The organism is Oceanobacter sp. 1_MG-2023 (assembly GCF_030689025.1).
In the GTDB taxonomy this organism is placed as follows: Bacteria; Pseudomonadota; Gammaproteobacteria; order Pseudomonadales; family Oceanobacteraceae; genus Oceanobacter.
Map to the genome: position 1 here is coordinate 36084 of NZ_JAUYWA010000026.1, position 13834 is coordinate 49917.

The window sequence follows — 13834 nt, forward strand, 5'->3', positions numbered from 1 at the left end:
GATGAAATCCAATACCGAATTACTCGCCAAAGTCACCGAGTTTATTGGCTACGAAGCCGACCTGCTGGATCACAAAGGCTATCAGGAGTGGTTGTCGCTGTGGACGGACAGCGGTCTGTATATCGTTCCGACCGATCTGAATGAAACCGACTACCTCAACACCCTGAACCTGGCGCTGGACGATGCGGACATGCGCCGTATGCGAGTCGCACGCCTGATTAATGGTGAATCGGTTTCTGCTGATTCCGTGGGTTACACCGTTCGTATGATGTCCCGTATTCGTGTACTGGAAGCCAGCGATGACGTTGTGGTTGCCCGTTGTGCCATGACGCTGAACGAGCTGCGCCACGGCAAGTTGGTGACTTATCCCGCCAATATTGAATACCGCCTGGTTCCGACGGATGAAGGCTTTCTGGTTGATCGGAAAGTGGTGAAATTGCTGCATGCCGACGGCTTCTTGCGCACGGTCAGCTTTATTTTCTAACGGCTGTCAGGGCGGCGTGCCGCCCTGATTGCGTTTGATGCTGTTAAAGCCGTTAAAAGCCATTTGAAAACCGTGTGACAGTCGCTTGTAAACAAGCAACCAACCGACAGTAACAAGCAGTACCGAGGAGAAATTCATGACCGTATCAACACAGGTAGCACTGGTCACTGGCGCCGCGCAGGGGCTGGGCAACCACATCGCCAGGCGTCTGCATGGCGCGGGTTACAACGTCGTTTTGAGTGATATCAACCTGGATGCCGCTCAAGCCGCCGCCCGCGAACTGGATGCCAGTGGCGATACCGCCATGGCGGTTGTTCTCAATGTGGCCAACAAAGGCGACTTCGAGAGTGCCCTGGCTGCCGTACTGGAGCAGTGGGGTGCCTTGCACGTGCTGGTAAACAATGCCGCCGTGACCCGGGCGACGCCGGTGATGGATATCTCTCTCGAAGAATTTAATGAAGTCGTCAATATCAACCTCGGCGGCACCTTTGCCGGTTGTCAGGTGATTGGCGGTTATATGGCCAGCCAGGGTTATGGGCGCGTGATCAATATGTCGTCGCTGGCCGGGCAAAACGGCGGCACCTCAACCGGCGCCCATTATGCCGCGTCCAAGGGCGGCATCCTGACCCTGACCAAGGTGTTTGCCAAAGAGCTTGCTGCTGGCGGCGTCACCGTTAATGCCATTGCGCCAGGGCCGATCGATTCACCCATGGTGAAGGCGCTGGTGCCTGCTGAGCGCTTGCCTGGCCTGCTGGCCAATATTCCGGCGGGCAAGCTTGGTGATGCTGACTTTATTGGTGACATGGTCGTGCAGCTGGCACGCCCCGAAGCCTATTTCACCACGGGAACGACCTGGGATGTGAACGGTGGCCTGTTTATGAGGTAGTCGCCAGGCGCTGATTCCGGTCAGCGCCACGGCGCCGCATAAACCCGCACGATCACCCGATTCAGCCCGCCACTTTGTGGCTGCACAGTAGAAGAAACGCCGGTATTGACCGGATGGAGATAGCGTATGACAGACGAACTCTTGACCGTCGTGGTTCGCAAGCGCGAACAACACGCAGCAGGCGTAGTTGCCCTGGAGCTGGTCGACCCGCAAGGCCAGCCATTACCGGCGTTTGAAGCCGGTGCCCATATTGACCTGCACCTGGGTGATAACCTGATTCGTCAGTATTCCCTGTGTAATGACCCGGCCGACAACAGTGCGTATCGCGTTGGTGTCTTGAAAGACCCGAATTCCCGCGGTGGTTCGATCGCCGTTCACGAACGGTTGCTGGAAGGCGCCGAGCTGCAAATCAGCGCGCCTCGCAACCTGTTCCCGTTGGCGGCTACCGACGGTCGTTCGATTCTTGTTGGTGGTGGTATCGGTGTGACGCCGATGATCGCCATGGCGTATGCCCTGCACGCCGCAGGCAAGCCGTTTGATTTGTGGTATTGCGGTCGCTCACGCAGTAGTTGTGCCTTTGTTGATGATCTGCTGAATAGCGTTTTTGCCGATCGGGTGCACCTGCATTTTGACGATGAACACGACGGTGCCGGTGTCGATCTGGATCGGGTGTTTGATGGTGCCGATGACAGTAGCCATATGTACACCTGTGGCCCTGCCGGGTTTATGGAATGGGTGATGGCCAGTGCCGCCAGCAAAGGCTTTGCCGACGAACGCATTCACAAGGAATTTTTCCAGGTCGAGGTTGAAACCGGTGGCAGCAGCTTTGAAGTGTATGCCGAAGCCAGTGACATCACCGTAACTGTTGGCGAAAACCAGAGCATTGCCCAGGCACTGACCGAAGCCGGTCTGAAGGTCAGGGTATCGTGTGAGCAGGGTACCTGTGGCACCTGTTTGTGCGATGTCATCGAAGGCATTCCGGATCATCGCGATGTGTTCCTGACCGACGAAGAAAAAGAGGATAACGACCAGATGCTGCTGTGTTGTTCGCGCGCCAAATCCCCACGTCTAGTACTCGACATCTAACTACCATTAGAGGAGCCATACCATGGTCGATATTCAATTATTCCGCAATGGCATGTCGTTGCTGGGTGGAGCTGTCACCGTCATCACTACCGATGGTGACGCCGGGCGTTTCGGCTTTACCGCCACCGCCGTCAGCAGTGTCACCGATGAGCCACCGACCTTGCTGGTTTGCATGAACCGCAATTCCTACGCTCATGAACATTTCAAAACCAATAAGACGTTGTGCGTCAACGTGCTGACCGGCGAGCACCAGGGGGTTTCTTGGGATTTTGCCAACCGCGAACTGACCAGCGAAGAGCGTTTTGCCAAGCACCGCTGGAGCTGTCTGAAAACCGGTGCTCCGGCACTGGATGAAGCGCTGGTGAACTTCGATTGCGTGATCCATGAGAGCCATGAAATGGGCTCCCACACCGTATTTTATTGCCGCATTGCTGATGTACGCATCGGTAATGCAGATGACGGTCTGGTGTATTTCAACCGGGCTTACCATTGCCTGAATGACAAATCGGTTGCGTCTTGAGTGTACGTGACCTTGCGATTTTTTGTGCAGTAATCGAGTAACCCATAACAAGAACGCGGCAGGGATTTGACCGCGTCGGCAACAGGGGGGCGACAGAGCGCAAGACGTTCTGTTACCAGGCGAGTAAGGCCGGTTTCTTCACCGCAAGGGAAGGAGTGGCCGGTACAACCACACGCCAGCAGTCACTGGTACTCAATGAAAAGCAGAAGGGAACATATAATGAAACAAAGCAATCTGTGTAAAGCCGGAATCGTACTGTCAGCCGTGACGGGATTGGCTCTGCCAACCACCGCTCTGGCGGATTTTGTTGCGGACAGCACCGTTAAACTGGACCTGAAAAACTTTTATCTGACTCGTAGCTACGATACTGACGCTGACGACGTGGGTAGCTGGTCTCAAAGTGGCGACCTGCAGTTCACTTCCGGTTATACCGACACGACCATTCAGGTGGGTCTGGATGCGTCTTCCCAGTTGGCCTATATCATGAGTGCCGATGGTGACGATGGTTCTGTGCCTATCCACGCTGACGGTGAAGCGCCAGACACTTATGGCCGTACCGGTGCCACGTTCAAGGCCAAATACTCCAAAAGCGAACTGACCATTGGTGATCATCGTCCGCATCTGCCGATCGCCTGGGATGACACCAGCCGTCAGCTGGATACCATCTATGAAGGTGCGATGCTGCAGTCCAGGGAGATTGACGGACTGACGTTGACCGCTGGTCGTTACTGGTCTGTGGTAACCCGTGAATCGTCCGACAAGGAAGGCATGTCCATTTTCTTTGGTAACGATGAAGAACGTTCCGATGGCCTGGACTTTTTTGGTGCCAGCTATGACGTTAACAAAGCGTTGAACGTGACCTACTTCCTGGGGACGTTGAACGACTACTACAAGCAACAGTACGCTGGCCTGACCTACAAAACCCGCTTTGGCGATGTGGGTTCGCGCACCGACGTGCGTTTGTTCCGCGTCAGCGATGACGGTGAAGCCCGCAATGGCGAATACGATACCCAGGCATTTGGTGTACGTGAGTCGTTGAGCATGGGTAATCACGCGGTGATGATTAACTATCAGAAGATGAACAACGACAAGTTCTTCCCAACCCTGAATGGTTATATCCCGCAGCCTTATCTGGTGCAGTGGTCAAACCTGGCGTTTGTTCGTCCAGACGAAAAATCCCTTGGTTTGGTGTACATGTATAACGCCAAAGACACCTTGCCAGGCCTGAAAGTGTTCGCCCGTATGATCAAGGGTACGGACATTGATGTGGGCGATTTGACGGATGAAAATGAAACCGAGAAAAACCTGTACGTGACCTACAGCCTGCAGGAAGGTGCATTCAAAGGACTGACGTTTGATGTACGCGGTATCTTTATCGATCGCAGCTTTGCCGCTGGATACGATGAGTATCGGGTAACCACTACCTATACTGTTAACTTCTGAGCCTTGATGCCGGGCTGGCTGTGATTGCCACAGACAGTCCGGCAGTGGCGAACCACTATGGCTATATCAATAACAAGGCGACTGAGCCTGGCTATCACGCTGCTGGGATGTTTGGTGTTGTATGCGACCAGCGTCCGGGCGGCAGTTTCTTCTCATGTCATAACGTTTACGACCGTGACCATGTCCGACCAGCAATTGTTGCGGGGCAAGGGCGGCGAGCAGGCCGGTATCGTCGGTGCTTTAAGACTGCCACCAGGTGACAACAATCCGGTGGTGATCCTGCTGTACGGTGCCAGTGGCTATACCTACGAACTGCAAGACTGGGTTGAGTTACTGAATCAACGGGGTATCGGCACCTTTATGGTCGACAGTACCAACGGCCGGATTGAATCCACCAGCAGTCTGCGGCGGATGGCACTGATTCGGGATGCCTACGCGGCGCTGGCACAGCTGGCAAAATATCCGGGTATTGACCCCAAACGTATCGGACTGATTGGCTTTACGCAGTCCGGGCAGGCGACCCTGTACGCAGGCATGGAACGGATGCAATCCTTGTACGGACAGGCGGGCTTGTCGTTTGCTGCCATTGCGGCGTTTTATCCTGATTGCAGTTTTCAATATCGTGAAGATGACAAGCTGATACAGGCACCAATCCGGATTTACCACGGTGCCAATGATCAGGTGAATGCGGTCGACCAGTGCCGTGATTACGTCAGTCGCAGCGCCAGTACCGGAGCCAATATCCAGATTACCAGCTATCCGGATGCCGGACATGCGTTCGACCTGGTCCACTCGGAAAAGGTTCGTAGTGGCCTGGAACGCTCATTACGGGATTGCACGATTCGGGAGGGCATCAAGGGCATCTTGCTGAATCAGGCAACGGGCCGGATGTTCCGCATGGGCGATGAGTGTGTCCAGCCATCGGGGCCGTGGGTTTATAACCCTGCTGCTGCCAGCGATGTACGGCTGAAGCTTCCGCAATTTTTCACGCAGGTCTTCGATCTTGAAGAGCCGGTGCCTGCAGCACGGGTGGCGACTCACTAGTCGCCTTGGCCAGACCAGACAGGAAGCCGACCATGCGACGGTATTACCGCGGTTATGATCCGCAACGTATTCTCAGTGTGGCCGAAATGGCCTATGTAGCCCGCCATCGGCTGCCTGGTTTTGCCTGGGAATATCTGCAAGGTGGCGCGGAAGACGAAAGCACTTTGCAATGTAACCAGAGTGCTTTTCAGCAGTACCGTTTGCACAGCAAAACATTGGTTCCGAATGACCCGCCCATATTGGCTGGCTCACTGGTTGGCTCGGCCAGCCAGCTGCCGCTGGCCATTGGCCCCAGTGGTTTTAACGGCATGTTGTGGCCCAATGCGGATGTCGAACTGGCGCGTGCAGCCACTGCGCATGGCGTGCCCTTTACGCTCAGTACGGTTGCCAACGCCTCCCTGGAGCAGGTTCGCCAGCAGGTCCCGGATGCCGATCTCTGGTTTCAACTCTATGCCTTGAAAGACCCGTCGCTGGAGCAGGATTTGCTCCAGCGGGCCTTAAAAGCCGGATGCTCAACGCTGGTGGTAACCAGTGATGCCCTGGTGGTTGGTAATCGTGAGTGGGACCGGCGCAATTTTGCTTCGCCACGCCAGCTGACCCTGGCCAACAAGCTGAATGTCTTGACCCGTCCTGGCTGGTTGTGGCGGGTGATGGTGCCCGCAGGCCTGCCGACCATGGGTAATCTGAATGCCTATTTGCCTGATGGTGAGCGCACGGCATTGGGTGCCATGCAGTTTATCGCCGAGCAACTGGATACCCGACTGGACTGGCAGCGGTTGGCGGCGATTCGTGCCAACTGGCCCGGCAAGATAATTCTGAAAGGCGTGCTGCATCCAGACGATGCGCGGATGGCAATCAGCCTCGGTCTGGATGGGGTGGTCGTCAGCAATCATGGTGGCCGCCAGCTTGATGGGGCAAGCAGCAGTCTGGACGCTCTGGCGCGTATTGCACCGGTTGTTGATGGTCGTATCAGTCTGTTGCTGGACGGTGGGGTACGGCGTGGCACCGATATTATCAAAGCGCTGGCGTTAGGGGCTGAAGGCGTTTTGCTGGCTCGTACCACCTTGTATGGCGTGGCAGCTTATGGGGGTGCCGGGGTGGATCGGGTCTTGACGATTGTTCAGGAAGAACTCGGGCGATCGCTGAACCTGATGGGATGCCGGGGCATTACGTCTCTGGATCGTCGCTGGTTACTGGCACAAGGTGATTCGCAGTAAAGGACAATCTGAGCCATCCGACCCTTGCCGGGCGTAAACATGGCGTCTTGCCATACCGGTAGGGAACGTCTGTGCCAGACTGGAGCCATAATAAAAAAACAGAGAAGCATAGGTTATGACTGCAACAGCAATACTGCTTATTGGTGCCATTTGGTTGGTTTTTTTTATTGGTTTTACCGGCTTTTTCCGGCTGCCTTGTTATCAGGAAGCATCGCGGGATACCCCTGCGTTAATACGCAAGCATTCCCGCTAAAAAAACTCGGGCGCATGGCTGCTGGTGTCCTGAGCGATATTGGCGGCTTGCAGTGACAGTTGCCGATATTCCCGTGGCGAGATGCCGCGTTCCCGCTTGAAAGCACGTGAAAACTGCGACACATCTGAAAACCCCCATTTGAAGGCAATATCCGTGATCGACAGGGCATCGTTGCCAGGCCATTCCAGTTCGGCGCTGCAGCGGTCGAGTCGCAAGGTCAGGATGCGGTGGGCAATACTTTGACCCTCGGACTCAAACAGCCGGTAGAGAGTGCGGCGGGAAATATGCATTTCATCGGCCAGCCGTTCCGGTGACAAACGATGATCTTGCAGGAGTCGTACAATATGCTGTTCCGCCAGTGCCCGCAAAGATGAAGGGGCTTGTTCGTGCAGGTTTAGTGCTGGTTGCAGCAAGGAGGCCAGCGCCTGTTGTAACGCCATACCTTCGCTGTCTGCTGCACCAAAATGAGTATTTGAGTAACGTAATTGCTGCATCATATTGCGTAACATTTGTGTGCTGATGCCGTTGGAGGACAGCTTGTGAAAGGGCTGTTTGCCCGGTAAAAGGTTCTGCACCAGTGTGCGTGGCAAGTGCACCGACGTTTGCTGGATCAGCCCTTGTGGCAGCATGTTGAAGCGCCAGGAAGAGTCAATCAGAACGATTTCTCCGGGCTTCAGGGCCAGCTCTTCACCGTTGCAGGCGCTGAACCCCATGACGCCCCCGGTCTGCAGGATCAAAAAGCAGTAGCGATCGTCCTGGGTGGCTTTATAGCCGCGTTCAACGCGATGGGCGTTGGTTTCTATATGAGCGACTTCAAGTCCGCCGAGATTGCTTAGTTGGATGCTGCCCAAAAAAGGAATATGGCGCTGGGGGTGGGTCGAAAAATTGCCGCAAATTGCGTGTACAGAAGATTCCCAATGCGCGAGGTCAGACTGTGGATGCATGCAAAATCTCACTTTTTAAAACTTGAATATTCAATTAAAAAGCAAGAATTGAACCAGTCTGCTCAAAACCCGAGACAGTGGCTACAGGAAATGAAAACAGCGACTTCTGCAGGCAGCTGTCTGGCAAGCCGGGAGGCTGGATCAGGGGGCAGATATGGCGCGGAAGGTATAAGCATGGACGGTATGAGCATGGACGGTATGGGCGCGCAGGCCGGTGTTGGTCTCATCTGCGCCTGACAGGGAATCATGGGAGAGACCAGCACCGGGATCAGAACTTAATACGCCATAATGACCGATTTGGTTTCTGTGTACTCATCGATAAACGCACTGCCAAATTCACGGCCAATACCGGAGTGTTTGACGCCACCAAAAGGCACCGCAGGGTCCACCATGGTATGCAGATTGACCCAGACAGTGCCGGACTCAATTTGTGGAATCATACGCATGGTGGCCGACAGATTGTTGGTCCACAGGCTGGTGCCGAGGCCGTAAGGGGTGTTGTTGATCAGACTGATCAGTTCATCTTCTTCTTCATACGCCATAAAGCTGAGGATAGGCCCGAAGGTTTCTTCCTGCATCAGGGTGTCGTTGGCGCTATTGACTTGCACGATGGTGGGCTGAACAAAATACCCCTTGCCATTGACCGGCCCTGGTACCGCCTTGCCACCGGTCAGAATGCGGCTTTCCTGGTTGGCGATGTCGAGGTAATGACACACTTTTTCGTATTGTGGCTTGTTGGAAATCGGGCCAAAAACCACTTGTTCATCCAGGGGTGATCCCATCGGTGCCGCACTGAGTGCGCCACCGAGTTTGGCGGTCAGTTCATCCAGTCGCGAGGCGTGGACGTACACACGTTCTGGCGCAGCACAAACCTGGCCCTGGTGAATGTAGCCGGTTTGCAGCAAACCACCGACTGCACGGTCGATATCCGCATCTTTTAATAGCGCGGCGGTGTTTTTGCCCCCCAGTTCCAGGGTGCAACGGGTCAGGTCGGCTGCTGCTGTCAGATTCACTTTTTTGCCCGTTGGTACCGAACCGGTAAAGGACACCTTGGCGATATCCGGGTGTTGGATCAGCTGCGCACCAACATCCCCTTTGCCATTAATCACGTTCAGCGTGCCATCCGGCAAACCCGCTTCTTTGGCCAGTTCGGCCAGACGCAGACAGGTGAGTGGCGTAAATTCACTGGGTTTCAACACCACGGTGCAACCACAGGCCAGCGCCGCGCCGAGTTTCCAGACGGCAATCATCAGCGGGAAGTTCCACGGCACAATGGCGGCTACCACTCCGATGGGTTCGCGTCGGGTAAAGGCGCTGTACTGCTCTCCGGCCATGGACGGGAACGAAGGTTGTAGCGTGTCGCCAGTGATTTTGGTGGTCCAGCCAGCGTAATAACGCAGGAAAATGGCGCTTTGCTGGGCTTCAAACATCCGTGACAGATTGATTGATTTACCACTGGACAAGGTTTCCAGCTGCGCAATCTGTTCGGCATTGGCTTCGATCAGATCAGCCAGCTTGTTCAATAGCTGGCCGCGAGCGTAGGGATTGAAGTTGGCCCAGGTGCTTTTGAAACAGGCCTTGGCATTGTCAACCGCCTGGTTCAGCTGGTCGGTCGAGGCGCTGGTGACCTGGCCAATAACCTGCTCGGTTGCCGGGTTGGTAATATCAATGACTTCTGTACCGGCGGCAGGCGCCACGGCGCTACCATCGATGAACTGTCCGTGTTGACGTTCCAGAAAGGCGAGGGTTTCTGGCAGCAGTTGAATATCAGACATGGGCGGGTTCCTTTTTTGTACTTGGAGTAGTGAGCTGGCTGGTGGTCGTGGCAAGGATCTGGCCGGGGTTCAGAATCAGATCGGCACCACGTTCACCGATCATCATGGCAACGGCGTTGGTGTTGCCGCTGGGCACTTGCGGGCAAATCGACATATCGATCACACGTAAGTTGGGAACGCCGTGAACACGCAGTTCCAGATCGACAACGGCGTCTTGCGGGTTGGTGCCCAGCTTGCAGGTACCCCCTGGGTGATAGACCGTCTTGATGTTTTTGCGGACAAAGTTTTCAAGCCCCTTGTCGTCGTCAAGGGCAATGTTGTCGGGTTCGATCACGCGTTTGATCAGGCGCTTGAGTGCCGGTTGTTCCATGGCTTTTAGTGCGACCTTGACGGCGCGAACCTGATTTTTCAGATCGTCCGGGTGCGATAACACCTGGGCGTCAATCTCGACCAGGTCGCTGGGGTTACTGCTGGCAAGGCGTACTTCGCCCCGGGATTTGGAGCGCAGATGACCCACCTTGATAGAGACACCATGGGCTTCGGCTTCTGGTTTTTCTCCGGGTGTGTTATCGAAGTTGTCGAGCAGTGGCAAAAAGTGGAATTGCACATCCGGGCGACCTACGCCTTCGGAGTCGATAAACGCGCCACCTTCCAGAATGTTGGACGTCATCAAGCCAGAGCGGGTCCAGAGCCACTGCAGCATGTGCTTGATGGCAGAAGGCCCCTTGTCTTCTTCATAGATAGAAATTGGATCTTTGGTGGTGGCATTGATCGACATGTGCTGGTGGTCGTGGAAGTTCTTGCCAACCGGCAATTCCACCTCGGTTTTGATACCGACCTTGCTGAGGTTTTCGTTGGGGCCAATGCCAGAGAGCATCAGGATTTTAGGGCTGCCAAACGCACCGGCGCTGATAATCACTTCTTTTTTGGCATTTGCTGTTTGTGCCGCGCCACCCTTGATTGAGTAGGTCACACCGCTGGCGCGGTTGCCAATCACGCTGTTGGTCAGGTTAACCTTGTGGACCAGCGCGTGGGTTTCGACCTTGAGCCGCGGGTTGTCCTTGACGCTTTTCAGGTAGGTTTGTGAGGTGCTTTGGCGCTCGCCATTCTTGATGTTGGTCTGGTAAAAACCGGTGCCTTCCTGGGATGCGCCGTTAAAATCGTTGGTATACGGCAGGCCCATTTGTTCGCAAGCACGGATACAGGCCTGGGTCAGCGGATGACGGTAGCGGTTTTCGCCAATATGCACCGGGCCGGTTTCGCCATGATACCGGTCACCCAGACTTTCGTTGGCTTCGCCTTTGCGGAAGTAGGGCAGTACATCGGTGTAGCCCCAGCCGGTGCAACCCCACTGGGTTGCCCAGTCATCGTAGTCCTGATGCTGGCCGCGAATGTAGATCATGCCATTCACCGAGCTGCCTCCACCCAGTACTTTACCCTGGGCGATTAACATTTGCCGATTGTCGCAATGCTCTTGCGGCAAGGTCATGTAAGGCCATGATTTTTGCTGGAAAACTTTCACCACAGTGGCTGGAATTTTATGAAACATGCTGTCGTCTTTTTCACCGGCTTCCAGCAGCAGTACGCTTTGGCCAGCTTCAATCAGTCGGGTGGCCAGTATGCAACCGGCCGATCCGGCTCCGGCGATGATGTAGTCGTATTCAGTAGCAGACATGAGTCCCTCGATCATTTGCTGATGATTCTTATGAAGAGACCGGGTGGTTTCTTCATGGCTGCATTGATTAAACGCTGTTGGGCTGTTGCGGTTCTTGGCACCCAGTGCCGTGTATGCGCTGGTTTGTGTCATGGCGACGGCATTAACCGGCATTGGCTGAGATTGGCGGGAATCGATGTCGCAGGTATTGGGCGTGAGTGGTGTGAGTGGTGTGAGTGGTGTGAGTGGTGTATCAGGCATTTGACGTACCTGGTTTGAACGTCGTTATTGTGGAAGGCGCTATGACCAGGGTCGGGACGTGTTCGGCCTGCTGTTCCGGCGCTCTGAAATTCCACGCCACCGTGTATGATGGCGGGCAATGCGATATATCAGTTCTGGAGTAAGACAATGGACGCAAGTTTCTGGCATGCAAAATGGGAGCGCGGCGAAATTGGTTTCCACCAAAATGAGACCAATCCGGTGCTGGTCAAATACTACGAGCGGTTGGCACTAAAGGAAGGGCAGCGGGTATTTCTGCCTTTGTGTGGCAAAACACTGGATATTGGCTGGCTGCTGGGGCAGGGCGTGCAGGTTGCCGGTGCCGAGTTAAACGAAAGCGCGATTCAGGCCTTGTTTGCAGAGCTGGGAGTGACGCCAGAGATTCGTCAGGTCGGGCCTTTGTTACAGTATCAGGCCGATGGCCTGGATATTTTTGTGGGGGATATCTTTGACCTCAGTGCCGACGTACTGGGTGAGGTGGATGCCATCTATGACCGCGCAGCACTGGTGGCGTTACCGCCGGCGTTGCGCCAGCGTTACAGTGAGCACCTGCGTCAGTTGACGGATACGGCCAGGCAGTTACTGGTGAGCTACGAATACGATCAGGAAAAAAGAAAAGGCCCGCCATTCTCTGTGCCTCGTGCAGAACTGCATCAGCATTACGACCAGGATTATCGACTGCTGTTGCTGGAAACCGAAGAGATTGACGGCGTTATGAAAAACCGGCTGAGTGCAACAGAGTCTGTGTGGATATTACAGCCCCTGTCTTGATCCGCGGTGTTCTGACCACTGGCTATAACTGGCTCTGGCTACATTACATGGAGAGTGCAGGTGGGCTAGGCTCAGGCAGGAGAGTCGGATAACAGGTCATAGACAACCCCAAAATCCGGCAAGTTTTCCAGCTTGAGCGGGCGTATTGCGCCCATCCAGATAGCCCTGTCCCGGTGATCGATCAGGTCTTGTCCGGTAATCGGGTGAATAAACACCGTCAGGCCCTGGTGATTCAGGCTCAAAAAGCCAAGGACATCGGCAATCAGATCATGGCCAAAAGCCAGCTGGCAGCTCCAGTCCGGGTGTGGGCCAACGGCTTTTTCATGCATGCGACCCTGCTGGATACCCGGCAATGCTTCCGTCAGAGCCTGGCACAGCTCGCGGGCTTGCCCTTGGGTTGCGGCATCAAAATAGACATGGGCATGCCAGCCCTTGATATGGCGAGTATCGATCCAGTGAGTCACGTCGAATTCCTGTTGTACAGCCCGGACAACGGGCATTAAGAAAAGACACCTTGGGCAAGTGCAGCCGGGTGCCGTGTTGGTTTATGGCGGTAAAGGTTGATATTGTAGCGCTTTTTGGTCGGGTCAAACGATGGTCAGTCTTGGCTGGTCTCGTGAGCGGAGTAGCCTGAAACCTTACCGCACCGGCTTTGCCACCGATTATCTGACACAGGGCGCCATCGCGTTTATGAAAACCCAATTACGAAAACTGTTTGCCCCGCTTCTGAATCTGTTTGAAAAAGGAACCGGTGAATACGCCTATAAACCTTCCTTTCGTAAAATTCTGCTGGCTGTTGGCTGCCTGTTTCTGGTGATTTCCAGCGGTTCGTTATACGTTGCCATCAGGGCGGCAATCTGGGGTGGCTTGTTGCCAGGAATCGTTTTTTTCACCGTTAGCATTGTGTGCCTGATTGTCGGCTTTTTGGGCAGTGACCGGGCAGTGGCGCAGATCTGGAAGAGTAAATAAGGCGGCTTGGGTAAATGTAAATTGCCCTGAAACATCGATTGTGCACAGGGCTGTTTAGGCTATAAATGTAGTGGTTCAATGATTCCGGACACCAACGTAGGTGGTAATATCGCCACCATAAACGAGGTGTCTGATGACCAGCAAGCGACGTTCTTTTTCTCCTGAGTTCAAACAGGAAGCAGCCAGCCTGGTGCTGGATCAAGGTTACACGATTCCCCAGGCGAGCGTGTCCTTGGGAATTGGTGAAAGCGCTATCCGGCGCTGGGTTAACCAACTAACCGAGGAGCGTGACGGTATCACCCCGAAGGGCAAGGCCTTAACCCCGGAGCAGCGTCGTATTCAGGAGCTGCAAGCGCCTTGAACAGGAAAAAGACATACTAAAAATCTTGATGTCGGACGAGATGAATCGTACGCGCTGATAGACCAGTTGAATGAGCGAATGTCTGTTGAAATGGTCTGCAATGCGTTTGATATCAGCCGTTCCAGCTATTACGAGTACCGCCATCGGC

14 protein-coding genes and 1 pseudogene are annotated in these 13834 nt (G+C 54.6%); 11 read left to right on the forward strand and 4 right to left on the reverse strand.

Annotated elements, in window-relative coordinates:
• The first annotated feature begins 1 nt into the window (after position 1).
• From Q8W22_RS14465 to Q8W22_RS14495, 7 genes are all read left to right on the forward strand, one after another.
• On the forward strand, positions 2-484 hold the full coding sequence (locus Q8W22_RS14465; RefSeq protein WP_303434336.1) for an aromatic-ring-hydroxylating dioxygenase subunit beta: 483 nt from the start codon (positions 2-4) through the stop codon (positions 482-484).
• A 136-nt stretch (positions 485-620) separates the two neighbouring features.
• The gene (locus tag Q8W22_RS14470; protein WP_305413190.1) at positions 621-1370 is read left to right on the forward strand and encodes an SDR family NAD(P)-dependent oxidoreductase; all 750 of its coding nucleotides are present in this window, start codon (positions 621-623) and stop codon (positions 1368-1370) included.
• Between the two features lie 126 nt (positions 1371-1496).
• Entirely contained in the window at positions 1497-2456 is a 960-nt protein-coding gene (locus Q8W22_RS14475; protein WP_305452810.1) for a PDR/VanB family oxidoreductase, read from the forward strand.
• 22 nt (positions 2457-2478) lie between these two features.
• Positions 2479-2976 carry a flavin reductase gene (locus Q8W22_RS14480; protein WP_305452812.1) on the forward strand — a complete coding sequence of 166 codons (498 nt, stop codon included), beginning with the start codon at positions 2479-2481 and terminating at the stop codon, positions 2974-2976.
• 219 nt (positions 2977-3195) lie between these two features.
• Entirely contained in the window at positions 3196-4419 is a 1224-nt protein-coding gene (locus tag Q8W22_RS14485) for an OprD family outer membrane porin (protein ID WP_305452814.1), read from the forward strand.
• A gap of 57 nt (positions 4420-4476) precedes the next feature.
• Positions 4477-5463, forward strand: coding sequence for a dienelactone hydrolase family protein (locus Q8W22_RS14490; RefSeq protein ID WP_305413194.1), 987 nt, complete (start codon positions 4477-4479; stop codon positions 5461-5463).
• Between the two features lie 32 nt (positions 5464-5495).
• Complete coding sequence (locus Q8W22_RS14495) at positions 5496-6680, forward strand: alpha-hydroxy acid oxidase (protein WP_305452816.1); 1185 nt, start codon at positions 5496-5498, stop codon at positions 6678-6680.
• Between the two features lie 249 nt (positions 6681-6929).
• Here the strand turns inward: Q8W22_RS14495 and feaR are convergent, their stop codons facing one another.
• Complete coding sequence (gene feaR, locus Q8W22_RS14500; RefSeq protein WP_305413197.1) at positions 6930-7877, reverse strand: transcriptional regulator FeaR; 948 nt, start codon at positions 7875-7877, stop codon at positions 6930-6932.
• Here feaR and Q8W22_RS14505 point away from each other — a divergent pair.
• Positions 7872-8114, forward strand: coding sequence for a hypothetical protein (locus Q8W22_RS14505; RefSeq protein ID WP_305452817.1), 243 nt, complete (start codon positions 7872-7874; stop codon positions 8112-8114). The two genes, feaR and Q8W22_RS14505, sit on opposite strands and share 6 nt — an antisense overlap.
• 38 nt (positions 8115-8152) lie before the next feature.
• Here the strand turns inward: Q8W22_RS14505 and Q8W22_RS14510 are convergent, their stop codons facing one another.
• Positions 8153-9652, reverse strand: coding sequence for an aldehyde dehydrogenase family protein (locus Q8W22_RS14510; protein WP_303434326.1), 1500 nt, complete (start codon positions 9650-9652; stop codon positions 8153-8155).
• Complete coding sequence (locus Q8W22_RS14515) at positions 9645-11567, reverse strand: GMC family oxidoreductase (RefSeq protein WP_305452818.1); 1923 nt, start codon at positions 11565-11567, stop codon at positions 9645-9647. The genes Q8W22_RS14510 and Q8W22_RS14515 overlap by 8 nt, the downstream gene beginning before the upstream one ends.
• Before the next feature lie 147 nt (positions 11568-11714).
• On the opposite strand from Q8W22_RS14515, the gene tmpT reads away from it, so the two are divergent.
• Positions 11715-12356, forward strand: a complete 642-nt coding sequence (tmpT, locus tag Q8W22_RS14520) for a thiopurine S-methyltransferase (protein WP_305452819.1) — start codon at positions 11715-11717, stop codon at positions 12354-12356.
• Positions 12357-12427: 71 nt separating this feature from the next.
• Here the strand turns inward: tmpT and Q8W22_RS14525 are convergent, their stop codons facing one another.
• Positions 12428-12820, reverse strand: coding sequence for a DOPA 4,5-dioxygenase family protein (locus tag Q8W22_RS14525; protein WP_305452821.1), 393 nt, complete (start codon positions 12818-12820; stop codon positions 12428-12430).
• A 130-nt stretch (positions 12821-12950) separates the two neighbouring features.
• Here Q8W22_RS14525 and Q8W22_RS14530 point away from each other — a divergent pair, with 130 nt between their 5' ends.
• The gene (locus tag Q8W22_RS14530; protein WP_303434322.1) at positions 12951-13325 is read left to right on the forward strand and encodes a hypothetical protein; all 375 of its coding nucleotides are present in this window, start codon (positions 12951-12953) and stop codon (positions 13323-13325) included.
• 133 nt (positions 13326-13458) lie between these two features.
• Positions 13459-13834: pseudogene (locus Q8W22_RS14535) on the forward strand (transposase); the annotation flags it as partial.